Origin of the sequence: Tenacibaculum todarodis, assembly GCF_001889045.1 — a bacterium.
In the GTDB taxonomy this organism is placed as follows: Bacteria; Bacteroidota; Bacteroidia; order Flavobacteriales; family Flavobacteriaceae; genus Polaribacter; species Polaribacter todarodis.
The window spans coordinates 2,542,164-2,567,694 of the sequence record NZ_CP018155.1 but is presented as its reverse complement, the minus strand read 5'-3'; the positions used below and the strand labels follow the sequence as shown (position 1 = coordinate 2,567,694).

The window sequence follows — 25,531 nt, the reverse complement described above, 5'->3', positions numbered from 1 at the left end:
AACAACTCCTTTCGGCTCTTTAAACTACTTTGTTTCTTTAATTAAATACATATAAACTGGATAATGATCTGAATAACCACCAATGTAAGTTCCCCAAGAAAAACTTCTTTTTGGGTAACCTTTATATTTTCCGCTGTTAGTAGTTAAAAACTGTTTATTAAAAATGCCAGATTTAAACATTTTATAACTAGAAAAATCTTTTTCTCCTTTATCTAATAACGGAGAAGTAAACATAATTTGATCAAATAAATAAATTTTATCTCTAAAACTCAAAGTACCAAACCCTCTGCGATACATGTCTTCATAAGGATTGTAAATATCTCCTTCACTCACATTATTCTTTTTAGTTTTTGTTTTTAAAACCGATTTAAAACTAGAGTTTATTGGGTCATCGTTAAAATCTCCCATAATTATAATCTTCGGATTTTCTTCTTTCTCTTTAATTTTTTCAATTATTTGAGAAACTTTATAAGCTGCTTTTTCACGATACGGATTGCTTTTTGCTTGTCCGCTTCTACGAGAAGGCCAATGATTTACAATTACATGTATTAATTCATCATCTAAATAACCAGTAACCAATAAAATATCTCGAGTATTTTTCTTAAAATTATCTGCATAAATATTCGGGTTAAAAGCCTCATAATGAACTGGCTTAAAATATTTTGATTGATATAATAAAGCTACGTCAATTCCTCTCTCATCAGGAGAATCAAAATGAATTACTTCATATCCTTTTTCCTTTATGAAGTCGGTTTTTGTTAAGTCTTCTAAAACTTGTTTGTTTTCAACTTCAGCAACACCCAATATAGCAGGACTTGTATTTGATTTTTCTTTACCCAATTGTACAATTACAGAAGCCAACTTGTTTAATTTATCCTTATAAACAGCTGTTTTATCTCCTTTAATCTTCATTATCGGACTTGCTTCATCATTCTTTAAAGTGTCATTTACTGTATCAAATAAGTTTTCAAGATTGTAAAAGGCAACTGTTCTAATAGTGTATTTTTTGTCTTTCTTTTCTTGAGAAAAACCGGTAAACACTGTTAAAAATACAATAGAAAAGAAAATTATTTTTTTCATTTTTTCAATTTAGGATAACAAAGGTAAAACAAATTTTAGACCAATTTTAACTTTCATGCAATAAGCACATTAACTAAACATTATTATTTTTTCATTATATTTATAACGCTATAAAAAAGAAAAACTATGAGAAAAATTATGTTCTCAGTGTTTTTGGGTGCCTTATGTTTAAGCGCAACTGCCCAAAACACTGTTAAAGGAATTATTTTAGATAATAATTCAGAAAAACCGCTACAAGATGTTCTTGTTCATGTAAATGAAAACACAGTAAAAACTACAAATGGTGTTTTTTTATTTCAAAATTTACCCAACGGAAAATACTTATTGGTAATAACCAAAAAAGGATACGAAACTCAAAAATATCCTATCAATTTATCTGGAAAAACAATAGATTTTGGTACAATTTTGCTTTATTTAGATGTGTTAGAAACAGAAGATTTAAGCACAATTACAATTTCTGATGATGAGTTAAATGATGATGTAAGTTCTGCAGATAACATTTCTGGCTTACTACAATCATCACGAGATGTCTATTTAAAAACCGCCGCATTTGAGTGGTCTTCTTCATTTTATAAAGTTCGTGGTTTAGGCTCCGAAAACGGAAAATTACTTATAAACGGCATAGAAATGAACAAGCTCTATAACGGAAGACCACAATGGAGTAATTGGGGCGGTTTAAACGATGTTTTACGAAATCAGGAATTAAGTAATTTCTTAACTCCTTCTTCTCAAACATTTGGAGGTGTTTTGGGTACAACCAACATTAATGTCCGAGCTTCAGCAGCAAGGCCTGGAAGTAGAATTACATATTCTTCTTCCAACAGAAGCTACAGTAACAGAATTATGGCTTCTTATAATTCTGGTGTGAATAAAAACGGTTGGGCATTTACTTTTTCTGCAGGAAGAAGGTTTGGAAATGAAGGTTTTGTAGATGCTACTTCTTATAATGCAAATTCATTTTTTGCTTCCGTTGAAAAGAAAATTAACGAGAAACATAGTATAAATTTTACAGGAATTTATGCCCAAAATAAAAGAGGAAAGTCGTCACCGAATACACAAGAAATTTTCGATTTAAGAGGCATAAAATACAACGCATATTGGGGTTTTCAAAATGGAGAGAAAAGAAATTCGCGTTTAAAAAGAATTGAAGAACCTATTTTAATGTTGAATCATTATTGGACAATTTCCGATAAAACTACACTAAACACAAACATTTCTTATCAGTTTGGAGAAATAGGAAATAGCCGATTAGATTATAACGGAAGTACATTCGATTCTAATTCTGTTGATGGAAATGGAGATCCTTATATTCTCGATTTAGATGGCGCAAATCCAGATCCAACGTATTATCAAAAATTACCAAGTTATGGCTTGCGTGAAGGTTTTTCTAATGTCTATGAAATGGAACAGGAATTTCTAAACAACGGACAAATAAACTGGAACAATTTATATACAGCAAATGCGAACGCAAATTCGGCTTATGTGCTTTATGAAGATAGAAATGATGATAAACAAATTACTGTAAACACAATTTTTAACACCGAATTGTCCGACAATATTACATTTAATGGTGCTATAAACTTCAAACAATTAAAATCGGAAAACTTCGCAAGTGTCTTAGATTTATTAGGAGGAAATGGATATTTAGATGTTGATGTTTTTGCAGATTCGTTTAGTGGAAAACAAAATAACTTACTAAATCCATTACATATTGCTGATGTTGGAGATAGATTTAAATATAACTTCAACCTTACTTCAAGCGTGTTAAATGCTTTTGCACAAGCACAATTTAAATACAATAAATTAGATTATTATGTTTCAGGAAACGTTTCTCAAACTACACATCAACGAGAAGGATTATTCCAAAATGGAGGCTTTTCAAAAAACTCTTTAGGCAAATCTGCAGCACAAAATTTTACCAATTTTGGTGTAAAAGGAGGTTTAACATATAAAATTACTGGTCGACATTTAATTGACTTTAACACAGCTTTTATAAGTAAAGCACCAACTTTACAAAACACGTTTTCTAACTCTAGAGAAAATAACAATGTTGTAGATAATTTACAAAGTGAAAAACTACTTTCTGTAGATGCTAGTTATATTTTAAGAACTCCAATTGTACAAGCAAAACTTACAGGTTTTTATGCTAAAACAGAAGATGCAACAGAAATTTCTTTCTTTTTTGCTGATGGAATTGGTGGAGATAACACTGCTTTTGTACAAGAAATATTATCTGATATCAGTAAAAAACGTTTTGGCGCTGAGCTTGGTGTTGAAGCAAAAGTAACACCTACAATTACCTTAAAAGGCGCTGCAAACTTTGGTCAATATACCTATGATAATAATCCAAATTTATATTTAACTACCGAAAATAATGAAGACTCAAAATCTGCAGGATTTATTAACGGAAGAAAAGATTTAGGAAAGTCAAACTTAAAAAATTACAAATTAGCAGTTGGTCCGCAACGCGCATATTCCGTAGGTTTTGATTATCGAGATCCAGATTATTGGTTCTTTGGCGCAACTGCAAATCATTTAAGTAATACGTTTGTTGATGTTGCTCCACTAACAAGAACTAGCAACTTTGCCGATGATGGCGGAACTCCTTTTAATGATTATGACGAAACCATAGCAAGGCAATTATTACAACAAGAAAAATTTAATGATTACACGATTGTAAATGCTGTTGGAGGAAAGTCTTGGAGAATTGGTGACCAAAAGTACATTGGATTTTTTGCAAGCATTGGAAATATTTTTGACACCAAATACAAATCTGGCGGATTTGAACAAGGCAGAAATGCAAACTACAGACAATTAAGAGATGACAAAGCGTTAGACAAACAAGTTTTTGGGAACAAATACTGGTACGGAAGAGGAACTACTTATTTCTTAAATGTTAATTACAGATTTTAATAAAATGACTTCAACAATTTAAAAAATTCAAAAATGAAAACTCAAAAATTATATATCCTACTTTCAATTCTAACAATCACTTTTACTAACTGTGTTAAAGATGATAATTTTACCAATCCAGAAATAACGATAACAGAACAAACCGAAATTGCAGAAAATGCAGCTTTAAATGGTTCTATTTCAAAAATTCAAACAGATTTAATTCAAGAATATAACTTAAACGGAAGTATTATTTACACCTATCGAGAAAACGACATACCAACTTATATTAGCGGTTACGTAGTTTCTAATTCGGCTGCTGGTAATTTTTATCAGACTCTAATTGTACAAGATAAAATTGAGAATCCGACTGCTGGAATAGAAATTATGATAAGCAGCAATACCTTAAGTGAAACCTATTCTTTTGGACAAAAAGTATACATTAAACTAGACGGATTATCTGTAAGTTATGATGATGGAGAATTTGAAGCTGACCCGAATCTATTTGGTGCAACAGGAAGTTCTAATGTTCCTGGAAAATTCTCTTTGGGTTTAATAGATCATACAGGTCAAGTTGAAAATATTCCTTCAACTACTTATCGAGATTATGTTGTTAAATCATCAATAATTGAAGAGATAAATCCAACTTCAATTAAACTAGAAGAAATTGAGCAGAAACATATAAACACCTTGGTTACATTAGAAAATGCTCAGTTTGAAAAAAGTCAACTCGGGAAAACTTTTTCAAATGAATTAAATGATACTTTTGATGGATTTAGAACCATTTTTGAATGTGAATCTCAAGCAACTCTATTTTTACAAACAAGCACATTTGCTAGTTTTAATTCCAATACTATTCCGTCTGGAAAAGGAAAAGCTACCGCAATTTTATCTAAAGATTATAGAGCAGAATTATTTGTATTAATTGCTTCTTCACCTGCCGATTTAGATTTTTCAAATCCTGATAGATGTGATCCACCGGTTTTAGAATGTGGAACAGTAAATTCTAATGGAACTACCACTGTTTATGATGAAAATTTTGATGGTATCTCTTCTACTTCAGCTTTATCAAGTGCAGGTTGGACAAATATTAATATTAACGGCGGAAGTAATTCGTACAATGTAAGAACCCGAAGCGGGAATAAATATGCAGAAATATCTGCTTATAATTCTGGCGAAGATCCTATGGAAGTTTGGTTGGTAACGCCAAGTATTAATCTAGACGCTTCTACAGATGAAATATTATCATTCGACACAAGAACGGGTTATAACAATGGCGCTGCATTGTCTGTGTGGATTTCCTCAGATTTTACAGGAGATGTAACTACGGCAACTTGGGTACAATTAGATGCAGAACTTGCCGATGGTCCTTCAAATGATTATCAAGCTAATAATACAAATTCTGGAGATTTGAATATTTCTTGTTTGTCAGGTAATGTTCATGTAGCTTTTAAATATTTAGGAGCAGATGGCGGCGTTACCACAACTTTTCAAATTGATAATATAAAAGTTACTGGAAACTAAACTTCCTCTTTTATAAACAAAAAAGCCAACTAAATAGTTGGCTTTTTGTATTAATTTAAATTTCGTTTTTCTATAAAAAATCGTTTTAATAATTGAGAACATTCATTCTCTAAAATACCGGAAACTACTTTTGTCTTTGGATGAAGAGTTGTTCCTAAAATCTTAAAACCACGTTCTGGCTCAGAAGCGCCATACACAATTTTACCAATTTGGGTCCAATAACTTGCACCTGCACACATTTGGCAAGGTTCTAAAGTTACATACAAGGTGCAATCTTTTAAATATTTTCCGCCTAAAAAATCTGCCGCAGCAGTAAAAGCTTGCATTTCTGCGTGTGCTGTAACATCCGTTAATGTTTCTGTAAGATTATGGGCTCTTGCAATAATTTGATCTTTAAAAACCACAATAGCACCCACAGGAACTTCACCTTTATCAAAAGCAACTTCTGCTTCTTGATAGGCTTTTTTCATAAAATAAGTATCGTCAAAAGGTTGTATCATAATGCCGTAAATGTAAACAAATTATCTAAAAAGGTACATTTAAAAAGGCTGTCATTCCTGCGTAGGCAGGAATCTCAATGTAAATTAGTTCTAAATATTACAAGATTCCTGTTTTCACAGGAATGACAGAAAACTAAATTTGAAGTTGTACTTTTGTTTTTCAAATGAAGAACTTATTAAATACTATTTCTTTTCCTTTGGATGTACGCAAGTTACAACCGGAACAATTGCCAGAATTGGCAAGAGAATTACGTGCATTTATAATTGATATTGTTGCTACAAAAGAAGGTCATTTAGGAGCTAGTTTAGGTGTTGTGGAATTGACGATTGCACTACATTATTTATTTAACACACCAAGAGATTTATTAGTTTGGGATGTTGGTCATCAAGCGTACGGACATAAAATTTTAACAGGAAGAAAAGACGTTTTTCATACAAACAGACAATTAAATGGTATTGCAGGTTTTCCTAACAGAAGTGAAAGTGAATATGATGCTTTTGGCGTTGGACATTCATCTACCTCAATTTCTGCAACCTTAGGTATGGCAATTGCTTCCGCCTTAAAAGGAGAAATAAAAAAACAACATATTGCAGTTATTGGAGATGCTTCTATTGCTAGTGGAATGGCTTTTGAAGCCTTAAATCATGCAGGAGTAAGTGATGCAAACTTGTTAATTATTTTAAATGATAATGCTATTGGAATTGATCCATCAGTTGGTGCGTTAAAAGAATATTTAACAAAAGTTAAAACCGATAAAAGATTAGCAGTTCAAAATAATATTATAAAAGCTTTAAATTTTGATTATTCAGGCCCAATTGATGGTCATAATTTTGATGAATTAATTGCTGAATTAACACGATTAAAATCAGTTAAAGGCCCAAAGTTTTTACATATAATTACTACAAAAGGAAAAGGTTTACCGCAAGCGGAAAAAGACCAAGTTACGTATCACGCTCCAGGAAAATTCGATAAAATTTCTGGTGATGTTTTGCCTAAAGCTGTAAGTGAATTTACTAAATATCAAGATGTTTTTGGAAAAACAATTGTTGAATTAGCAAAACAAAACGATAAAATTGTTGGTATTACACCCGCCATGTTAACAGGTAGTTCGCTAAAATTAATGCTGCAAGAATTTCCAAACAGAACTTTTGATGTTGGTATTGCAGAACAACACGCAGTAACACTTTCTGCAGGAATGGCAACACAAGGTTTAGTTCCGTTTTGTAATGTATATTCTACTTTTTTACAGCGTGCTTACGACCAGATTATACATGATGTTGCCTTACAAAATTTACCTGTAATTTTCTGTTTAGACAGATCTGGTTTGGTTGGGCAAGATGGGGCAACACATCATGGTGTTTTTGATATTGCATATTTACGTTGTATTCCTAACTTAATAGTTTTTGCGCCTAGAAACGAAATTGAATTGCGTAATATACTTTTTACTGCTCAAACTGGCTTAAAACAGCCTATTGCAATTCGATATCCACGTGGTTATGGCGAGATTGAAAATTGGCAACTTCCGTTTGAAGAAATTGAAATTGGAAAAGGAGTTTGTTTAAAAGAAGGGGGAAATGTTGCTATTTTGTCTATTGGGACCATCGCTAACAGCGTTTCTAAAGCTCTTTTAAAGCTTGATAACAGCACTGAATCATCTCATTATGATATGCGTTTTATTAAGCCTTTAGATGTAAAATTATTGCATACTATTTTCAAAAACCATAAAACAATACTTACTGTTGAAGACGGCACAATAAAAGGTGGGTTTGGTTCTGGAATTTTAGAATTTGCTTCAGAGAACAACTATTCTAACACTATAAAATTATTGGGTGTTCCTGATACTTTTATTGAACACGGAACTGTTGAAGAGTTGCAAGAAATTTGTGGTTTGGATGTGCAGTCTATTCAAGAAGAAATAGAAGGTTTACTTGAATAAATTTATAACAATCAAGACTAAAATTAAAACAATAAAAGCTATAAGATCTCTCTTTACCATTCTTTTATATGTTTTCCCCTTATCATTATTTTCTTTATGAACTTTCTTTGTTCTAAAATAATCTTCGTTAAGCTTTTTATTCATTGACATATTCGAAAATAAAAAAAGCGAACCAATTGGTTCGCTTTTTTTATAAAAATTTAATAATTTTCTAATTATTCAAAGCTTCCGCTCCACCAACAATCTCTAAGATTTCATTGGTAATTGCCGCTTGACGTGCTTTGTTATACGTTAATAATAACTCGTCACGTAATTCTTTTGCGTTATCTGTTGCTTTGTGCATTGCAGTCATACGAGCACCGTGTTCTGATGCAAAACTATCTCTAATTCCTTTGTATAATTGCGTTTTTAAAGATTTTGGTATTAATGCTAATACTATTTCTTCTTTAGATGGCTCAAAAATATAATCTGAATTTGTAATTGCTTCTCCGCCTTCAATAGGTTTTATTGGTAAAAATTGCTCTACTTGTGGCAATTGAGTAGCGGCATTTTTAAATTGATTGTAAATGATTTCTATTTTATCATAGGTACCATCTACATATAAAGCCATTAATTTTTCTGCAATTTCTGCAACATTATCAAAAGTTAAATCATCAAAAACATCGTTTCTGTTTTCAATTACTTTATTTGTTTTTGATAAAATATCATCTCCTTTTTTACCAATTGTAAAAAGGTCTACAGTTGCATCGCTGTATTTTTGATTGATTGTTTTAACTGTTTCTTTTATAATTGAAGAGTTAAAACCACCACACAAACCTCTGTTAGAAGTAATTGCAACTAATAACACATTATTTACTTCTCTTTGTTGAGAGTAAGCACCTCCAGCATCAGAATCTAATGTTGCGCTTAAGTTTTGTAACAATTCGGTAAGCTTAGAAGAATATGGGCGCATTGCCGTAATAGCATCTTGGGCTTTTTTCAACTTTGCTGCAGATACCATTTTCATAGCACTTGTAATTTGCATTGTTGAACCAATAGAAGTAATTCTGTTACGTATTTCTTTTAAGTTTGCCATTGTTTATAATTAGGTGTTAGTAGTTAGTGTTTAGTAGTTTGTACTATTTACTAACTACTAAACACTAATTCCTAATTTTTAATATTTACTTGAAATTTCTTTTGCTACTGCTGTTAATGTATCAGTAACTTCATCAGTTAATTTACCTGATTTTAAAGTATCTAAAGCATCTCTATGTTTAGCATTTAAGTAAGAAATAAAATCTTTTTCAAATTCTTTTACTTTGTTTACTGGTACATCTTTTAACAAGTTTTTAGAACCTGCATAGATAATTGCAACTTGATCTTCTACTGAAAAAGGATCGTTTTGAGCTTGCTTCAAAATTTCAACGTTACGTTGTCCTTTAGAAATAACATTCATTGTTGCAGCATCTAAATCTGAACCAAACTTAGCAAACGCTTCTAATTCACGGAACTGAGCTTGATCTAGTTTTAAAGTACCAGATACTTTTTTCATTGATTTAATCTGAGCGTTACCACCAACACGAGATACAGAAATACCTACGTTAATTGCTGGACGTACACCAGAGTTAAATAAATCTCCATCTAAGAAGATTTGCCCATCTGTAATAGAAATTACGTTTGTTGGGATATATGCTGAAACGTCTCCTGCTTGTGTTTCAATAATTGGTAATGCAGTTAAAGAACCTCCACCTTTTACAATTCCTTTTAAAGAATCTGGTAAATCGTTCATTTCACTTGCAATTTTATCGTCATTAATAACTTTTGCAGAACGTTCTAATAATCTTGAGTGTAAGTAAAATACATCTCCAGGATACGCCTCACGTCCCGGTGGTCTTCTTAATAATAAAGAAATTTCACGGTAAGCAACAGCTTGTTTAGATAAATCATCATAAATGATTAAAGCTGGTCTTCCTGAATCTCTAAAGTACTCTCCAATTGCTGCTCCTGCAAATGGTGCATAAACTTGCATTGCTGCAGGATCTGATGCATTTGCTGCTACAATCGTTGTGTATGCTAAGGCACCTCTTTCTTCTAACATGTTTGCAATTGCTGCAACTGTAGAAGCTTTTTGACCAATAGCTACATATATACAGTATACTGGCGCACCAGCATCGTAAAATTCTTTTTGATTTAAAATGGTATCAATAGCAACTGTAGATTTACCAGTTTGACGGTCTCCAATAATCAACTCACGTTGACCACGACCAACAGGAATCATTGCGTCAATAGATTTAATACCAGTTTGTAACGGTTCTGTTACAGGCTCACGATAAATTACACCTGGCGCTCTACGCTCTAATGGCATTTCGTAAGTTTCCCCTTTGATAGGACCTTTTCCATCAATTGGACTTCCTAAAGTATCTACAACTCTACCTACAATTCCTTCACCTGCTCTTAAAGAGGCAATACGTTCTGTACGTTTAACTGTTGATCCTTCACTAACTCCTGTAGAAGCTCCTAATAATACAACTCCAACGTTATCTTCTTCTAAGTTTAATACAATACCTTCAAGTCCGTTTCCGAAATCTACTAATTCACCGTATTGAACATTAGATAAACCATATACACGTGCGATACCATCACCTACTTGTAATACAGTTCCTACTTCGTTTAAAGAAGCTTTTGCTTCGAAGTTTGTTAATTGTTGTTTTAAAATTGCTGAAACTTCAGCTGGTTTAATTGCCGCCATCTGTTATAATTTGATGTATAATTAAATTTTTGGGATAAAATGACTGTTGTCAAATTCCTTTCTTAATTCACTTAAATGATTAGAGATACTTGCATCATATTGCACATCTCCTACTCTTAATATAAATCCACCTAAAATAGTAGGATCTATAGTATTCTCCAGGCTAGATTTATTGCCTGTTAGTTCTTCTATTTTAGCATGTACTTTAGCTTCCATTTCTGGTGTTAAAGCAACTGCTGTAGTAACTTTAGCTACTTGCGTACTTCTAAAGTGTTCAAAAATTACAGTATACTGCTTTGCAATAGACTCCAACATTGATAAACGTTTGTTTTCTTCTAATAAATTAAACAAACCTGCTATTACACTATTAGAGTTTTCTGCAAATAATGCGTCTAATACTTTCTTTTTGTCTGAAGCTTTAATAACTGGACTTGCAAGCATTGTCTCTAAATCTTTGCTTTCATCAATAGTAGCAGCAATAACTTTCATGTTATCGTTTACTTCTGCTTCACTAGAATGATCTTTAGCAATATTTAATATAGCTTTTGCGTATCTTAATGCTGGTCTAGATTGTTTCATTACCGCTTCTTAGTTTAAAGTAACCTCTTTTAACATACCTTCTACCAACTTAATTTGATCGTCTTTAGAAGCTAATTCTTTTCTGATTACTGTTTCTGCTATACCAATAGATAAATCCGCTACGTTCTTTTTTATCTCAGCTAATGCAGCTTGTTTTTCTTGCTCTATAGATGCTTGTGCACTTTCTATTAATTTAGAAGTTACTTCTTTTGCATCTTCTTTTGCATCTGCAATCATCTTTTCTTTAATCTCACGAGCATCTTTCATCATTGCATCTCTTTCTGCACGTGCTTCTTTGATTAATTTTTCGTTATCTGCTTGTAAATTTTGCATTTCTTTACGTGCATTTGCTGCAGCTTCTAATGCATCTTCGATACCAGACTCTCTTTCTTCAAGAGAATTCATAATTGGTTTCCAAGCAAACTTTGCTAATAAAAATAATAATACAAGTAAGATTACAGCTTGCATTGCAAATAATCCTATTGAAAAATCATTAAAAATATCCATACTACTAATTTTTTATGCTGTTTAATTTTTTAAAAAACACTTCTGTAACCAACCGTTACAGAAAGTGTTTTTGTTTCTGTGTATTGAAAAAATTATTTTCCTAAAAGTAAAGCACCAAATGCTAAACCTTCTAATAATGCTCCAATAATGATCATCGCTGTTTGGATTTTACCAGCAGCCTCAGGTTGACGAGCAATTCCTTCCATTGCTTTTCCTCCAATTTGACCTAGTCCGATTCCTCCACCGATTACGATTAATCCTGCTCCAATTAAATTGTACATACTAATTGATTTTTATTAAATTAAACAAACTTTTACTATTACTTTCAATTCCTTAATGATCATGTGCATGATCGTGCTCTTCTACTGCCATACCAATAAATAATGCCGATAACATTGTAAAGATATATGCCTGCAAAAAAGCTACTAATAATTCTATAACTGTTAAGAACAACGTTAATACAAATGATATTCCTGTAGCTCCAACGGTTCCAAATTGTGCTTTCAATAAAATCATTAACGCTGCAATACCCATTACTACTGAGTGACCTGCTGTAATATTTGCAAATAAACGCACTAATAATGAAAATGGTTTAATTAACAAGAAACCTGCTAATTCTAATACTGCTAAAATAGGTCTTAATAACATTGGTACACCTGGCATCCATAATGTATGTGCCCAGAAATCTTTACTACCGTTAGTTATGTATATTATAGTTGTAATTACAGCTAAACAAACTGTTACTGCAATTTGACCTGTTACGTTAAAACCTAACGGAGTTAAACCTAATAAGTTTAATATCCAGATAAAGAAAAACACCGTTAATAAATAAGGCATAAACTTTCTATATTTCTTTTCTCCAATATTTGGTTTTGCGATATCATCACGAACATATAACACTAATGGTTCTAGTATACGACCAACTCCTGTAGGAATTGCTCCTTTCTTGTATCCTTTAGCTAAAGAACCAAAACCTAAAAACATTAATAATGCTGCTAATAATATTCCGAATACACTTTTAGTTATCGAGAAATCTAAAACTTTATGTGCATTTGTTGCGTGGTGTTCTCCATCAAAAGAAACCGTAGATGCACCTGCGTCTAATTCGTAAATCTTACCGTGAATTTTAGTTAATTTTGTATCGCCTTTTTCAACTAACACATGACCATCATCATTATGATGAAACTCCGAAGACATAAAGGTCTTTAAACCGTTACTTGTCCAAACAATAACAGGAAGTGGAAAACCAATATGTTTTCTTTCACCCGCATCATTTGAATACGAAAACAACGAAAAATCGTGAGAATCTTTAAGGTGGTGTTGAATATACTCTTTAATACCTTTTGGAGTATTAATTTGACCATCTTTATCAGAAGAAGGAGTATCTCCCCCAGCAAAAGCTGTAAAAGATGTAAACACTATTGTAAATAATACTAAAAACTTGATAGATTTTGTTGCTATCGCCATACCTTAAATTAAATATAGAATTATGCTTCCTAAAATTCGGTGCAAAGGTACATAATAAATTAAAAATACGATAGATTTTTTAAGTTAGTTTTTAGAGTTTTTTTTTATGCCCAACAATTACTAAGAAAAATAGTGAACTAATTGCTATTCAATAGTTTTGACACTCCTATTGCTTCACTAATTAAAAAGATAAATAACGGAATCACTAAAGAAACCCTTTCTACTTTTGTTAAGTCTACTTCCGTAAAAACTGACGCTTTAAAAATTAAAACAAAGAAACCAAGTTTTAAAAACACAGAGGCTAAGTAAGCATAACCTGCTTGATTTGGTATTTTAAAAAACACCAAAACCACTAAAGTAAAGACTATTGCAGATGCAATTAGGTGAAATAAATAAACTTTTAAAAGTGAATATGATAACTGAGAATTAAACAAATCGAGCGATTTACTATGACCTAAATAACTTATTAGAAATACAATTATAATAGCCGATAAAAAAGGAAGTATCTTTTTAATCATTAGTTTTAGAAATTTTAGAAACCTGCATAATTACAGAAAACATTGAGACAAATACAGCGAGTAATGTAACTCCCTTGGTGTAAGCATCATTTTCATTTGGGTATTTTTGATCCAAATATTCACCTAACAAATTACCTAAGTAAATTGTTAATCCCATTTGAAAAGCAATTCCTGTAAAGCGAACAAATTTATTAAGCGGTTGCCTTTTCTTTGTCATTTTTTAATTCTTTTACAGCACCTTTCATACTACAAGTTGCATTAAATGTAGCTCCTGGTTCTACAGAAAGTTTACCAATAACAACATCTCCAGAAATAGTTGCAGTTCTTTTTACCGTTAAGGTTTTAGATACTTTTAAATCTCCAGAAAACCCACCTTCAATATCTGCATTTGCACAAATTACAGACCCTGTAACAAGACCTTTTGCACCAATTACAACACGTCCATCAGTAGTTAAATTTCCTTCTAAAGTTCCATCAATCCTAAAATCTCCATCAGAAGTTATGTTACCAATAATTTGTGTGTTTTGTGCTAAAATATTTCTTTCTGAAGATTTTTTTTGTTCGTTAGTAGTTTGGTCTTTTTTAAACATTTTAAATAATTGTAAGGGTTAATTTAATTGTTTTACTATTTCTTTAGCTTTTTTCCCTTCTTCTGTATTTGCATATGTTAATGCTACAAACTCCATAGCTGTTTTGTAGGTTTCTTTATCTTTTATTTTACCAATTGCGTAGGCTTTTAGTAAATCGAATTTCGGCAATAAATTAGATTCTAAAATAGTTGGCAGCAACACATCAATCTTCGTTATTACCTCATCAAACTTATTCTCTTTATATAAATAATAAATATCTTTATAAGCATCTGCTATTTTATCAACCTCTTCATCTTGTGCTAATTTTTTGGTTGGATACTTTATAATCTGAGCGTATTTTGTGTCTGGATACTTCGTTAGAATAACGTTTTTATACTCGTTTGCTTTCGGGCTATTTAACGATGTATAAATTTGATACAAATGATAATTTATTGGCAGATTTAATCGTTCGTCTGTATTAACCGTTTGCAAACGTTCTAAGTTTTTAATTGCTAATTGCGGATTTTTAAATTGCTCTTTATAAATTAATCCTAATTGATACAACGCATCATTTCGTTGAAACGTTAAACTATCAATAGCTACTTTATCTGTTGGAATTGTTTCTAAATAAGTTGCCAACTCGTAACGCTTATTAGTTTGATTGTCAGCATCAACATCAGTATCATTAGAAGAAACTGTTGTTTTATCACTCCAACGCCAATTATCTTCTAAAGACCTTGTTCCCCAAACTCTTTGAAATTCCGCTTCACCAAAAGCCTTTGCTTGTGTATTATAAAAATACCATTTTCCGCTATTGTTTGTTGTTGATATTGAAGATCCTCCGCCAAAAGAATTACCAAAAGAAAGTGCATTTAATTGTTGTTGCGCATTTTCTTCATCTTGCTTTTTAATCTTAGCAATATAGTTTTCAAAATATATTTTTTGTTCACCTTCAGGTAAATTAGCAATATGTAAAATGCTATCGTTTATTTTTAAAACGTTTTCATATTTACCCAAAGAAGCCAAAGATTTATGTCTTCTCTTTACTTTTCTTATACGTTTTTCATTCACAACATCTTCAGTTGCAACTTGTAAAACACTGTCGTAAAAAACACTTGCTTTTATAAACTCAGCATTTTTAAAATGAATATCACCTAACTTTTCAAACGTGTATGTTTTTTGATAATCATCTGCATCTTTTGCTTTTAATGATTTTTGATAATATGAAATTGCATCTGCAATACTATCTTGATTTTCATGTAAAACCGCAACGTGGTAATACAACTTATCTAAATACGGACGATTATCTCTATTCTTAATCAGCTTTTCAAAACGCTTTATTAACGCTACTGAAGAAGAATCTGCCGATGTGTTTTTTACCAATTCTATGTTAGAATGAATGCGGTATTTATATGGCATTTTCTTGAAGTCTGCCAATTTTTGAAACACTACAATTGCAGAATCTTTTCTATCTAACTCACTATAAACTTGCCCTAAAATGAATAAATTACGAGCAGTTTGCTCTTTATTTTCATGTGTTCTAGTTGCAAGCGTTAAGTGTTCTATTACTTTCTGAATTGTATCTGTCTTCGCATACGCCATTGCCATTGCAGTGTGTGCTTGTTCTTTAATTTCGTCGGTTAGTTTATCGTCTCCTTCTTGAACGTCTAACAATAATTTTAAAGATTCTATTGCTAATTTTTCATTTTCTAAACGAATATTAGTTTTTGCTCTCCAAATCTTTGTCTCGTTAATTAAATTAGCATCCGGATATTCTGCAATTACATAATTTAAGGCTTCTAAAGCCGGAATAAAACGTTGTGTATAATAACGCGATTTACCCAAAAGTAAATACGCATCATCAATTTGACGATTACGTTCTCTACCTTTTATATTCATGGAATGTTTCTGAACCGCTTTTATCGCTTTTTCTTCTGCTAGTTCAAATGAAGTTAGATTTTTATTCTCGTCTTCTTCTCCTATAGAATTTTTGAATTTTGGCGCTTGAATTTTAGTGTCCTCAAACGTTATTGGCTCAATTAATAAGCGTTTCCAGTAATTATCTTTGTGTTTGCTGCTTATTTCTTCCAAGCCTTTTATAAACGCTTGTTCTCCATTAAAAAGCACGTTGTATTTTGTGGTTAATGCGTGAAAATTACGACTAACAAGAGTGTCTTTTCTTGTGCTACAAGATAAGACTGCAATTAAAAGGACTGCTAAAAGGACTGTTTTCTTAAGGTTTTTCATAAAAAAATTACGCTCTAACATACAACTAAAATCAATGATTATTATTGTAATGAGAGCGTAAAAATAGGAATAAAAAAGGATTTTTTTGCTTACGCAGAAAAATAGCTTTCTAATTCTGTTAAAGTTTCTTGAGATGTTGCTATATCTTTTACCACATTTCCTTTGTCTAAAACTACAATTCGTTCGCAAACTTCGGTTACATGCGTTAAATCGTGACTAGAAACTAAAACGGTTATTTCTTTGTCTTCCGTTAGCTTTTTAATCATCGTTTTTAAACGTATTTGCGTTGTTGGATCTAAGTTTGCAAAAGGTTCATCTAAAATTACAACTTTCGGATTGCCCATCATTGCGCCAACAATTCCTGCTTTTTTCTGGTTTCCTTTACTTAAATCTCTTAAGTATTTTTTCTTTCCAATGATTTCTCCGTTAAAAAACTCATCAAACTGACTTAAAAATGTTTTTACATCGGCTTTGTTCATTCCGCGTAAATCGCCAATAAAATCGAAATATTCATCTGGAGTTAAATATCCAATTAAAAAACTTTCATCTATAAAAGAGCTTGTAAAAGTTTTCCATTCTTCACTTTTATTTACAACAACTGTGTTATTAATAATTTCGCCAGATGTTGGTCTAATTAAATCTAACAACATATTAAAAAAGGTAGTTTTTCCTGCTCCGTTGTTACCAACTAACCCGAAAGATTGTCCTTTAGGAATTTCTAACGATTCTATATTTAATACTTGTGCTTTTCCGTATTTTTTGGTGATGTTATTTGCTTGTATCATTTTATATATTGAATTAAAGTTGGTTAGTCTTGTTGTTTAAATCCGTGAATGGTTGCGTACTTCTTTTCTTGATATTTCTTTTCAATAAAACTCATAATTGGGTTTTTTAATAGTAAAGAAACAACTCCAATAAGTGCAATTGCAATAATTGCGGCATTAAAACCTAAGAAATGATTTACAATTGCATACACTATTATTGGTAAAACAAGTACCGGAATCATAACCAAAAACTGTGCTGCACTTGTTCCTTGCGTATTTGCTAATCCTCCTGAAGAAAGTTCAATTCTTTTTTTATTAAATGCGCCCATATACAGCATTATTAATGGTGTAAAACCTAAATTGAAGAAAAAACCGGCAACAATTAATAAGTATTTATGTATTCCGAAGTACAAATAAGGTGTACATAAAACGAATAAAATAACCGTCATTACAATCATTAAATACCATTTGCTTTCTAGAAATTTTCTGTACGAAAGATTTTGAGTCATTAACATTCTATAATGTTCACTGTCCCAAGCCGGAACAAACTGACCATAATTCATACTAAAACCAGCTGTTACAAAAATAGCTCCGTATAATTGCATTACTTCCATGTCTTTATAACTTTCCATGGTAAAGAACATTAATCCGAAGAGTAGAAAGAAAAACGACATAAGAAAAACCGTTTTTGTTCTTTTGTTTCTCCAAATTAGTCGCATATCATTTTTAATAAACGGAGCAACGCTACCCAGACGATCTACAAAAGATAAATCTGAAGTATTAACTTCTTGATTTTCTGTTTTTACAGCACCATCTAAATATATAACGTTCGATAATTGTTTAAAATTTAAATAATATAAAATTCCAGCAAAAATTACTCCTATAATTGATAGTAATGGGTTTTGATACACTGCATAAAATAGATCACCAAAGAAACCTGTTACGTTTCCTAATTCATATTTAAAAGCGAGCCACAAACCACCTAAAAGAGCAACTAAAACTCCTAAAGCAATGTTGTTTTTGTTGATTAAAAAATTAGTAAAATTGAGGCAAATAGCCAACATAATCATAAAAAATGTCCAACCAACAACGCCTGCAACATTATAACCTTCCATAATTAATACAATAGCAAAAGGTATGTATAAAACTAAAGAACCGAAATTGAAAAATGAAAAAACAGATTTTGTTAACACATAGTTTACCAGTTTGTTTTTCTTAATTGGTAAAGCCAACATTGGCTTAATATCCATTACTGGAATCTTTTGCATTAAGTACCTAAAAATTAAATCGGAAATGACCATGAAAATCATAAACTGATTGACCAAAACAAATGGATCTTTACCTGGAAATAATTCCTCTAAAATAGAATATCCTTTAGCTCCTAAGAATAAAAAGTTTACTAAAATAATAATAGCAAAAAAAGCCATGAGGATTTTTATTCCTACATTTTTTCCAAATGAAGCAGATCTAAAAAACTGCTTCCATTCTAAGTTTAAAAAGTGTGAAATCATTGGTAGTAAATTAGTTTGATTATCTAATAAGTAGCAAACGAATTCATTTTGTTACAAAGAATTAACCATTTTATATTCTGGGTAGGTTTCTTCTAAGAGTTCTTGAGCTTTTTGAGGCATTAAAAAACCAGTGACGTAAAATAGAATTGAAATAGCTACCGCAACAAAAGAAATTAATAATATAATATGGTTTTCGAGTTGAGAAAAATCAGTTTTAAAAGCATTAACCAGGTTAAAACTATTAATAAACATAATTCCAGAAAAACCATTTCTTGTATCGCCTATCATTGCTTCTAATAAAAAAACTTTGTCTTTCTTTTGTTGTTTTTGCTGTTCTTTTCTTCTGATATATAGGTTTCTTAAATCAATTACAACTAAAATAAATAAAACACCTAACAATATATATTGCGAAAACGGAATTTGTAACAAACAAAAAAGCCCTAAAACAAGCGTTAATGTTGTAATAATTTTAGGCATTGTATACCATTCTTTAAAAAAACGCCACATAATCTTTCTATACCGTTTATTCATTTGTTTTTGCTTGGCTTCTATAACATCCATAAAACCAAAAATTCCGAATTTTTTGAAGGAAGTATCTCTCGCTTTTTCAAAGGAAAGCTTTGGGCTTTCTTCCCAAATTTGCTCTATATCATTTGCTAAATGATCTACCAACTCTGTTTGTACATCGTAATGATACACGTAATGTTTTCTGGTGAATTTATATAGGTTTTGTATGTTTTCTTGGGTTAGTTTCATTCTTATACAATTACGTTTGGATATTGTTGTTGTACTTCTTTTTTATTTTGATAATATACATATTCTCCAGACCAGAATAATAAAAACAATAAAACATATGCACCAATATGTAGATAATTATGATTTTTATTTAACAAGCTTATTTCACCTCTGTTATTAAAAAGCTGAAGAATAATAACAAATGAATGAAAAAAGGTTACAAACCTCATTGTCATGTTTAAAGTTAAAAATGTTCTTTCTTTTTTGCTTCTTTTCATACCTATAAAAGCTAAAGAAAAAGTTAGAATTAAGGCGAAAAAATTTAAACCTAAGAAGAAATATTCTTTATTTTCAACAACATCCATTATTTGAAGTAAAACAAAAAATAAAGCAATAGAAATTATCACTTTAGGAAGTTTAAAAAACGTCTTAAAATTTAAAAACGTCTGTTTTATAAAACGTTTGTGAGTAGATTTTGTCTTAGTTTCCAACAGTTTTTTAAATCCATTATCACTAAATTTCTTATGTTCTTCTACAATTGCATTTTTAAAATATAAATTTGGTTCTTTCTCTAATCTATATTCTAAAATTGATGCAAAATGGTCTACAATTTCCATTTTTACATCATAATATTTTATTCCGCAAGCGGAAATATAATTGTCTATTTGTAAAACTTGATCTTTTGTTAATTCCATAGCGTTAGTTTAACAAGTGTTTGTACTTTTCTAAAATAATTTTACGTTGTTTTCTTAAAACTATAAATGCCGCTAAGCCATAAATAATTGCAAATGAAGCATAGATTGTGAATAAATAACTATTGGACATTAAGAAATATTTAAACTCAAAACCATCTGCTAGATGAATCATAAGAAAAGGTAACCATATTTCTGCTCCTAAATACTTTACCTCATCAACTTTACTTAATTTCTTTTTATTTATCATCCCAAAAAAAGCAGATAATAATAAAATTACAGATTGAAGAATCAAAAAAGTTCCCCAAAGCCATTTATTATTTAGTTTTTCAGCTAAAAAATAAAACATGCTAAAAACGGCAATAGAAATTGGTAACAATTTTAAATCAGTAAAAAAATCGAAAAAATGATTCCACGTTTGTTTTCCGTAGGTTTTTTTAAATTCGCTTACCCTTCGGTTTGCAAATCTTCTTATAAAACCTAATTCATTAGATAAATATTGAGATAAATTTCCGTTTTGTGTTGTTGCTTCAAAGTCAGAAATTAAATGGTCTATTAATTCAATTCTAACTTCATCTTGGAAATTTGGATATTTCCTTTTCAAATAATCTTCCAAAAAAGCGAGTTGCTTTTCGGTTATTTCGTATTTATTTTCCATCTTACTCCAAGCTAAATTTAGGGTTTACCAAATGCTGCATCGTTTTTAAAAACTCTTGCATTTCGGCTAATTTATTGGCAGTTTCTTTGGTTCCACTTTCGGTAAGCTTGTAATATTTACGCAATCGGTTCCCTACTTTTGCAACCTCAACATCTAACAAACCTTCGGCTTCTAATTTATGTAAAGCAGGATACAAAGCACCTTCGGTTATTTTGAGCTCGCCTTTGGTTAATTCTTTTACTTTCTGTGTTATTTCGTATCCATACATTTTATCATTTTGTGCCAAAAGTTTTAAAATGATGGTTTGTAAAGAACCTTTATATAATTTCTGATTTCCCATATTTTGAAATGTTTAATCGTGTAATTGTTGTTTTCTGTTTCTAATTACCAACAACATTGTTATAATTAAAAAGACACTTCCTAAAATTCTGAGCCAAAACCCAAGATTCATATCATCTGAAGTAAACATAAAATTAAGAATTATTAATACTGTACTTATAATAATTAAAATCACTGGTAAATTATTTTTTTTCATGTTATAAATTGATTTTATTCAATCGTTTTGCAGTTGCAGTCACTTCGAGTGATTTCTGTTTTTCTACCGAAATTGTATCGAGAAGTCTTTTTTGTTCTCGACTACGCTCAAACGGACATTTAAATTTTCCTTTTCAATAAAAAAGATTGCTTCGTAAACTAGCAATGAAAGTTTTTCTTGCCGTAAATATATACATAATTTTCTTATGTATAAAATTCTTAGGTATACATTTATTAAAATGCTAACACTTGGTTTGTTAGAACTTCGTTATTTTTGCAATTCAAAATTTAAGAATGAATACATTTTACAAACTAAAAATAAAAGAACTAATACAGGAAACTAAAGATGCAGTTTCTATATTATTTTCTGTTCCTTCGGAATTAAAAGAATTATTTTCATTTAAAGCTGGACAATACATTACCATAAAAAAAGAACTAAACGGAGAAGAAGTTAGAAGAGCTTATTCTATCTGTTCTTCACCTAAAAGTGGCGATTTAAAAGTTGCTGTAAAAGCGGTAGAAAACGGGTTGTTCTCTGTCTACGCAACTACAGAACTAAAAGCTGGTGATGCGTTAGAAGTACATCCTCCAGAAGGGAAGTTTATATTGAATTCGCAAGCAGCTAAAAACTACATTGCGTTTGCTGCAGGAAGCGGAATTACACCTGTTTTATCCATGATTAAAACGGTTTTAGAAGAAGAAAGTACTTCAAAATTCACATTGGTTTATGGAAATAAAATGGCGGATAGCGTTATTTTTAAAGACGAATTAGAACATCTTGCTGCAGCATACCCAAATAATTTTAAACTACACACAATCTTTAGTAGAGATAAAGTGAAGAATGCTTTACAAGGTAGAATTGATAGTAGCGTTTGTAAGTATTTTGTAAAAAATATGTACAAAGAAACTACATTTGATTCGGCTTATTTATGTGGTCCAGAAGAAATGATTACAGCAGTTACCGAAACTTTAAAAGACAACAACTTTACTTCAGAAAATATTCATTTTGAATTATTTACAGCTTCTTCTGATGAAGAAAATATTGGTAAGATTAAAGATGGAGAAACTACCGTTACTATTTTGCTAGATGATGAAGAAACTACCTTCACTATGAAACAAACCGATGATATTTTAGCAGCAAGTTTACGTAATAAAGTGGATGCTCCGTATTCTTGTCAAGGTGGTGTTTGTAGTTCTTGTTTAGGAAAAGTTACAGAAGGAAAAGCCGTAATGACTAAAAATTCAATTTTAACGGATTCAGAAGTTGAAGAAGGTTTTATTCTTACTTGTCAAGCACACCCAACTACTCCAAAAATTGTAGTAGATTTTGATGATGTATAATTCAGTTTGCAGTTTTCAGTAGCAGTAAACGGTTAATGTGTAAGTAAAAATCTGAGTTTTATAAATTGTATATTTGGATTCTCTTTGATTATTTTCTATGGATATTTACGATTTTAAAAATGCTTTTTTTGTAGGAGTCTTTATGGCTTTTATGATTGGCCCTGTATTTTTTATGCTGATTAAAACCAGTATTTTAAAAGGTGCTAGAGCTGCTTTTGCATTTGATTTAGGAGTAATTTTAGGCGACATTACTTTTATATCAATTGCATATTTTGGAAGTAGAAGTTTATTAGAGAAAATAAAAGACGATCCAAGATTATTCTTAATTGGCGGTTTGGTATTAGTTGTTTACGGACTAATAACGTACTTGGACAAGAGCAACAAAAAGGAAGCTGATGAAACCGAAGTAAAAGTACCGGAAGAAAACAACTATTTTAAATTACTGATAAAAGGATTTTTCTTAAACTTTATTAATATTGGTGTTTTAGCAGGTTGGCTTGGAATAATGGTTATTGTTGGCCCAACTTTAGACATGAATCCAGTTTCAATTTTTTGGTATTTTGTTATAGTTATTTTAGGTTATGCAGTTACAGACTTAGGTAAAATACTACTAGCAAAACAACTTAGAGATAAAATGACACCTTTAGTTATTTATAGAATAAAACGCGGAATGGGAATAATGCTCATCGTTTTTGGAGCTATTTTAATGCTAAAAGGCTTTATTCCGAAGGAAAAAATAGACAACTTGATTGACAAAGTTGAGATAAAAAAATAAGCGAAGTTTTCACTTCGCTTATTTTTTTTGAGTTATAAGTTAGTAATTACTTTCCAAAAGTATTGTTATCCATTTTAACGTCAGCCATTAATTTAGACTTGTCAATTTCAACAGATTTTACTGTTTTAGAAGTAGTAAAACTATACGTTGGATGTGCCCAAGTCCAGTCTTTTAAAACTGTTGCGGCTGTTGGTTTTTGACCTCTCATAATTCTTAATGGAATATTAAACTCTTCCGAAGAACCATCTGCATACGTTACAGAAACATCTATTGGCATTGGCATTTTACCAATTCGTTCCAAAGTTATTTTGTTTCCTTCAACAGCTTTAACACCATAATCAATTGTATGCGTTGTTTGCGTCCATTCGTTTAAATACCAATCTAAATGAATTCCAGAAACTTTTTCCATACTTCTTTTAATATCATTTGGAATTGGGTGTTTAAAAGAAAAGTCAGTAAAGTATTTTTTTAATCCTTTTGCTACATTTTCTTTCCCAATAACATATTCTAATTGGCTTAAGAAAAGATTTCCTTTAGAGTAACTTGCCATACTATAAGCCGCATTTGTGTTATATCTATCTGCATGAGTACTCATTGATTCTTCAATATTGTTTGCAACAATACCAAAATAATGTCTATAAGAACCTACTTGAGGATTTTCTATATTTCTACCACTAACTTTATTCATTGCTTTGTTAGAAATATGAGTTGTAAAACCTTCATCCATCCAAGGATGTAAACTTTCATTTGTTGCTAACAAAAATTGAAACCATGTATGTGCCAATTCATGAGATGTTACTCCTAATAAACTTCCAAAAGAACGTTCTCCAGTAATTAATGTAGACATTGCATATTCCATTCCACCATCTCCACCTTGTATAACTGAATATTGCTTGTACGGATATTGACCAACATTTTCACTGAAATATGTCATTAATTCAGCCGTTTTAGGTTGTAAATTTTTCCAATTTTCTAAATACTTTGCTTCTAAAGTTTTCTTGTATAAAAAGTGTAAATCGATTCCATTATTCATTTTAAAAGTATCGTGAATATATTCTGGATCTGCTGCCCATGTAAAATCGTGCACGTTTGGTGCTTTAAAATTCCATGTTAATTTTTCTCCTGAAGGAAGATTTAAAGACTTGTTTTTGTCTTCATAACCATGACCAACTTCTTGTGGGTTTTGTAAATATCCACTTCCTCCAACTACATAATTTTTATCAATATGAAGTGTTACATCAAAATTTCCCCAAACTCCGTGAAATTCACGAGCAATATAAGGTGGTGTATGCCAACCTTCAAAATCGTATTCTGCCATTTTAGGATACCATTGGCTCATAGATAAAGCAACGCCTTCACTACTATTACGCCCAGAACGTCTAATTTGAACTGGTACTTGCGCATCAAAATTCATAGAAAAGGTTGCACTTTCTCCTGGTTGAATTGGTGTGTTTAAAGTTACTTCTAAAATTGTACCAACAGTTTGGTGCTCTACTGAAGTTCCATTTTGAGAAAGGGTGTTTACTTTAATGTATCCAATTTCAGAAGGACTTAATTTACTTATTCTATCCCCAATTTTTTTACTTGGATCTTTTATGTTTCTAGAACGAACATCCATTTGAGAACCTGGCTGAAACGCATTAAAGTACAAGTGATAAAAGACTTTATTTAACGCATCAGGAGAATTATTGGTGTAAACCAACTCTTGTTTTCCTTTATATTGATAGTTGTTTACATTCATATCAATATCCATAGTATAATCTACATGTTGTTGCCAATAAGCATCACTTTTTGAAGTAGTTGTAGTAACAGTTGAGGTTTTTACTGATGGTTGTTGAGTTGTTTCTGTATTAACTTTTGTTTTTACTGAAACACAAGAAATCATTACTGATAATGTTAATCCGAAGAAAAGTGTTTTTTTCATTTTTATAAATTTATGTTAGAAAAAACGTCATTGTTTGCTGAATTTTTTC

At 31.0% G+C, this 25,531-nt stretch carries 25 protein-coding genes; 5 read left to right on the top strand and 20 right to left on the bottom strand.

The window, feature by feature from the left end:
* Window positions 1–24: 24 nt before the first annotated feature.
* A complete protein-coding gene (locus LPB136_RS11700) occupies window positions 25–1,080 on the bottom strand; it encodes an endonuclease/exonuclease/phosphatase family protein (RefSeq protein WP_072556499.1) in 1,056 nt (351 codons plus the stop codon).
* Window positions 1,081–1,206: 126 nt separating this feature from the next.
* Here LPB136_RS11700 and LPB136_RS11695 point away from each other — a divergent pair, with 126 nt between their 5' ends.
* Window positions 1,207–3,993: a peptidase associated domain and porin domain-containing protein gene (locus LPB136_RS11695; RefSeq protein WP_072556498.1), complete on the top strand. Its 2,787-nt coding sequence runs from the start codon at window positions 1,207–1,209 to the stop codon at window positions 3,991–3,993.
* A 33-nt stretch (window positions 3,994–4,026) separates the two neighbouring features.
* Entirely contained in the window at window positions 4,027–5,496 is a 1,470-nt protein-coding gene (locus LPB136_RS11690; protein WP_072556497.1) for a DUF5689 domain-containing protein, read from the top strand.
* A 50-nt stretch (window positions 5,497–5,546) separates the two neighbouring features.
* Here LPB136_RS11690 and LPB136_RS11685 read toward each other — a convergent pair whose 3' ends face one another.
* A complete protein-coding gene (locus tag LPB136_RS11685; RefSeq protein ID WP_072556496.1) occupies window positions 5,547–5,996 on the bottom strand; it encodes a nucleoside deaminase in 450 nt (149 codons plus the stop codon).
* Between the two features lie 164 nt (window positions 5,997–6,160).
* On the opposite strand from LPB136_RS11685, the gene dxs reads away from it, so the two are divergent.
* The gene (gene dxs / locus LPB136_RS11680; RefSeq protein ID WP_072556495.1) at window positions 6,161–7,933 is read left to right on the top strand and encodes a 1-deoxy-D-xylulose-5-phosphate synthase; all 1,773 of its coding nucleotides are present in this window, start codon (window positions 6,161–6,163) and stop codon (window positions 7,931–7,933) included.
* A gap of 211 nt (window positions 7,934–8,144) precedes the next feature.
* On the opposite strand, the gene atpG is transcribed toward dxs, so the two are convergent.
* The 17 genes from atpG to LPB136_RS11595 form a co-directional block, all read right to left on the bottom strand.
* Entirely contained in the window at window positions 8,145–9,008 is an 864-nt protein-coding gene (atpG, locus tag LPB136_RS11675) for an ATP synthase F1 subunit gamma (RefSeq protein WP_072556494.1), read from the bottom strand.
* 78 nt (window positions 9,009–9,086) lie between these two features.
* Window positions 9,087–10,661 (bottom strand): F0F1 ATP synthase subunit alpha, encoded by a 1,575-nt coding sequence (atpA, locus tag LPB136_RS11670; protein WP_072556493.1) that lies wholly within the window; start codon window positions 10,659–10,661, stop codon window positions 9,087–9,089.
* Window positions 10,662–10,682: 21 nt separating this feature from the next.
* The gene (gene atpH, locus LPB136_RS11665) at window positions 10,683–11,240 is read right to left on the bottom strand and encodes an ATP synthase F1 subunit delta (protein ID WP_072556492.1); all 558 of its coding nucleotides are present in this window, start codon (window positions 11,238–11,240) and stop codon (window positions 10,683–10,685) included.
* A 9-nt stretch (window positions 11,241–11,249) separates the two neighbouring features.
* Window positions 11,250–11,747 (bottom strand): F0F1 ATP synthase subunit B, encoded by a 498-nt coding sequence (locus LPB136_RS11660; protein ID WP_072556491.1) that lies wholly within the window; start codon window positions 11,745–11,747, stop codon window positions 11,250–11,252.
* Between the two features lie 92 nt (window positions 11,748–11,839).
* Window positions 11,840–12,028, bottom strand: coding sequence for an ATP synthase F0 subunit C (gene atpE, locus LPB136_RS11655; RefSeq protein ID WP_053973883.1), 189 nt, complete (start codon window positions 12,026–12,028; stop codon window positions 11,840–11,842).
* A 52-nt stretch (window positions 12,029–12,080) separates the two neighbouring features.
* A complete protein-coding gene (gene atpB / locus LPB136_RS11650; protein WP_072556490.1) occupies window positions 12,081–13,214 on the bottom strand; it encodes a F0F1 ATP synthase subunit A in 1,134 nt (377 codons plus the stop codon).
* 137 nt (window positions 13,215–13,351) lie between these two features.
* Window positions 13,352–13,732, bottom strand: coding sequence for a DUF6168 family protein (locus tag LPB136_RS11645; protein ID WP_072556489.1), 381 nt, complete (start codon window positions 13,730–13,732; stop codon window positions 13,352–13,354).
* Window positions 13,725–13,949, bottom strand: a complete 225-nt coding sequence (locus LPB136_RS11640) for an AtpZ/AtpI family protein (RefSeq protein WP_072556488.1) — start codon at window positions 13,947–13,949, stop codon at window positions 13,725–13,727. The genes LPB136_RS11645 and LPB136_RS11640 overlap by 8 nt, the downstream gene beginning before the upstream one ends.
* Window positions 13,924–14,322, bottom strand: a complete 399-nt coding sequence (locus tag LPB136_RS11635) for a bactofilin family protein (RefSeq protein ID WP_072556487.1) — start codon at window positions 14,320–14,322, stop codon at window positions 13,924–13,926. Before LPB136_RS11635 ends, LPB136_RS11640 begins: the two co-directional genes overlap by 26 nt.
* Before the next feature lie 18 nt (window positions 14,323–14,340).
* Complete coding sequence (gene porW / locus LPB136_RS11630; protein WP_072556987.1) at window positions 14,341–16,548, bottom strand: type IX secretion system periplasmic lipoprotein PorW/SprE; 2,208 nt, start codon at window positions 16,546–16,548, stop codon at window positions 14,341–14,343.
* Between the two features lie 89 nt (window positions 16,549–16,637).
* The gene (locus tag LPB136_RS11625; protein WP_072556486.1) at window positions 16,638–17,333 is read right to left on the bottom strand and encodes an ABC transporter ATP-binding protein; all 696 of its coding nucleotides are present in this window, start codon (window positions 17,331–17,333) and stop codon (window positions 16,638–16,640) included.
* Between the two features lie 23 nt (window positions 17,334–17,356).
* A complete protein-coding gene (locus LPB136_RS11620; protein WP_072556485.1) occupies window positions 17,357–18,823 on the bottom strand; it encodes a DUF5687 family protein in 1,467 nt (488 codons plus the stop codon).
* A 51-nt stretch (window positions 18,824–18,874) separates the two neighbouring features.
* Window positions 18,875–19,579 (bottom strand): hypothetical protein, encoded by a 705-nt coding sequence (locus LPB136_RS11615; protein ID WP_072556484.1) that lies wholly within the window; start codon window positions 19,577–19,579, stop codon window positions 18,875–18,877.
* Window positions 19,580–19,581: 2 nt separating this feature from the next.
* Window positions 19,582–20,253 carry a hypothetical protein gene (locus tag LPB136_RS11610; RefSeq protein ID WP_072556483.1) on the bottom strand — a complete coding sequence of 224 codons (672 nt, stop codon included), beginning with the start codon at window positions 20,251–20,253 and terminating at the stop codon, window positions 19,582–19,584.
* A gap of 4 nt (window positions 20,254–20,257) precedes the next feature.
* Window positions 20,258–20,908, bottom strand: a complete 651-nt coding sequence (locus LPB136_RS11605; protein WP_072556482.1) for a hypothetical protein — start codon at window positions 20,906–20,908, stop codon at window positions 20,258–20,260.
* Window position 20,909: 1 nt separating this feature from the next.
* Complete coding sequence (locus LPB136_RS11600; protein ID WP_072556481.1) at window positions 20,910–21,248, bottom strand: PadR family transcriptional regulator; 339 nt, start codon at window positions 21,246–21,248, stop codon at window positions 20,910–20,912.
* A 12-nt stretch (window positions 21,249–21,260) separates the two neighbouring features.
* Complete coding sequence (locus tag LPB136_RS11595) at window positions 21,261–21,443, bottom strand: hypothetical protein (protein ID WP_072556480.1); 183 nt, start codon at window positions 21,441–21,443, stop codon at window positions 21,261–21,263.
* A gap of 293 nt (window positions 21,444–21,736) precedes the next feature.
* Between LPB136_RS11595 and LPB136_RS11590 the strand changes: the two genes are divergently transcribed.
* Together LPB136_RS11590 and LPB136_RS11585 are read left to right on the top strand one after the other, a co-directional pair.
* Window positions 21,737–22,783: a 2Fe-2S iron-sulfur cluster-binding protein gene (locus LPB136_RS11590; protein WP_072556479.1), complete on the top strand. Its 1,047-nt coding sequence runs from the start codon at window positions 21,737–21,739 to the stop codon at window positions 22,781–22,783.
* 97 nt (window positions 22,784–22,880) lie between these two features.
* The gene (locus tag LPB136_RS11585) at window positions 22,881–23,558 is read left to right on the top strand and encodes a LysE family translocator (protein WP_072556478.1); all 678 of its coding nucleotides are present in this window, start codon (window positions 22,881–22,883) and stop codon (window positions 23,556–23,558) included.
* A gap of 46 nt (window positions 23,559–23,604) precedes the next feature.
* Here LPB136_RS11585 and LPB136_RS11580 read toward each other — a convergent pair whose 3' ends face one another.
* The gene (locus LPB136_RS11580) at window positions 23,605–25,482 is read right to left on the bottom strand and encodes a M1 family metallopeptidase (RefSeq protein WP_072556477.1); all 1,878 of its coding nucleotides are present in this window, start codon (window positions 25,480–25,482) and stop codon (window positions 23,605–23,607) included.
* Window positions 25,483–25,531: the final 49 nt, after the last annotated feature.

Coding starts and splice junctions, on each gene's coding strand:
- atpB (WP_072556490.1), bottom strand. CDS start 13,214: ATGGCGATAGCAACAAAATCTATCAAGTTTTTAGTATTATTTACAATA.
- LPB136_RS11580 (WP_072556477.1), bottom strand. CDS start 25,482: ATGAAAAAAACACTTTTCTTCGGATTAACATTATCAGTAATGATTTCT.
- LPB136_RS11625 (WP_072556486.1), bottom strand. CDS start 17,333: ATGATACAAGCAAATAACATCACCAAAAAATACGGAAAAGCACAAGTA.
- LPB136_RS11615 (WP_072556484.1), bottom strand. CDS start 19,579: ATGAAACTAACCCAAGAAAACATACAAAACCTATATAAATTCACCAGA.
- LPB136_RS11605 (WP_072556482.1), bottom strand. CDS start 20,908: ATGGAAAATAAATACGAAATAACCGAAAAGCAACTCGCTTTTTTGGAA.
- LPB136_RS11600 (WP_072556481.1), bottom strand. CDS start 21,248: ATGGGAAATCAGAAATTATATAAAGGTTCTTTACAAACCATCATTTTA.
- LPB136_RS11595 (WP_072556480.1), bottom strand. CDS start 21,443: ATGAAAAAAAATAATTTACCAGTGATTTTAATTATTATAAGTACAGTA.
- LPB136_RS11585 (WP_072556478.1), top strand. CDS start 22,881: ATGGATATTTACGATTTTAAAAATGCTTTTTTTGTAGGAGTCTTTATG.
- LPB136_RS11635 (WP_072556487.1), bottom strand. CDS start 14,322: ATGTTTAAAAAAGACCAAACTACTAACGAACAAAAAAAATCTTCAGAA.
- LPB136_RS11645 (WP_072556489.1), bottom strand. CDS start 13,732: ATGATTAAAAAGATACTTCCTTTTTTATCGGCTATTATAATTGTATTT.
- LPB136_RS11590 (WP_072556479.1), top strand. CDS start 21,737: ATGAATACATTTTACAAACTAAAAATAAAAGAACTAATACAGGAAACT.
- LPB136_RS11700 (WP_072556499.1), bottom strand. CDS start 1,080: ATGAAAAAAATAATTTTCTTTTCTATTGTATTTTTAACAGTGTTTACC.
- LPB136_RS11695 (WP_072556498.1), top strand. CDS start 1,207: ATGAGAAAAATTATGTTCTCAGTGTTTTTGGGTGCCTTATGTTTAAGC.
- LPB136_RS11610 (WP_072556483.1), bottom strand. CDS start 20,253: ATGGAATTAACAAAAGATCAAGTTTTACAAATAGACAATTATATTTCC.
- LPB136_RS11640 (WP_072556488.1), bottom strand. CDS start 13,949: ATGACAAAGAAAAGGCAACCGCTTAATAAATTTGTTCGCTTTACAGGA.
- atpG (WP_072556494.1), bottom strand. CDS start 9,008: ATGGCAAACTTAAAAGAAATACGTAACAGAATTACTTCTATTGGTTCA.
- LPB136_RS11690 (WP_072556497.1), top strand. CDS start 4,027: ATGAAAACTCAAAAATTATATATCCTACTTTCAATTCTAACAATCACT.
- LPB136_RS11620 (WP_072556485.1), bottom strand. CDS start 18,823: ATGATTTCACACTTTTTAAACTTAGAATGGAAGCAGTTTTTTAGATCT.
- porW (WP_072556987.1), bottom strand. CDS start 16,548: ATGAAAAACCTTAAGAAAACAGTCCTTTTAGCAGTCCTTTTAATTGCA.
- atpH (WP_072556492.1), bottom strand. CDS start 11,240: ATGAAACAATCTAGACCAGCATTAAGATACGCAAAAGCTATATTAAAT.
- atpE (WP_053973883.1), bottom strand. CDS start 12,028: ATGTACAATTTAATTGGAGCAGGATTAATCGTAATCGGTGGAGGAATC.
- LPB136_RS11685 (WP_072556496.1), bottom strand. CDS start 5,996: ATGATACAACCTTTTGACGATACTTATTTTATGAAAAAAGCCTATCAA.
- LPB136_RS11660 (WP_072556491.1), bottom strand. CDS start 11,747: ATGGATATTTTTAATGATTTTTCAATAGGATTATTTGCAATGCAAGCT.
- dxs (WP_072556495.1), top strand. CDS start 6,161: ATGAAGAACTTATTAAATACTATTTCTTTTCCTTTGGATGTACGCAAG.
- atpA (WP_072556493.1), bottom strand. CDS start 10,661: ATGGCGGCAATTAAACCAGCTGAAGTTTCAGCAATTTTAAAACAACAA.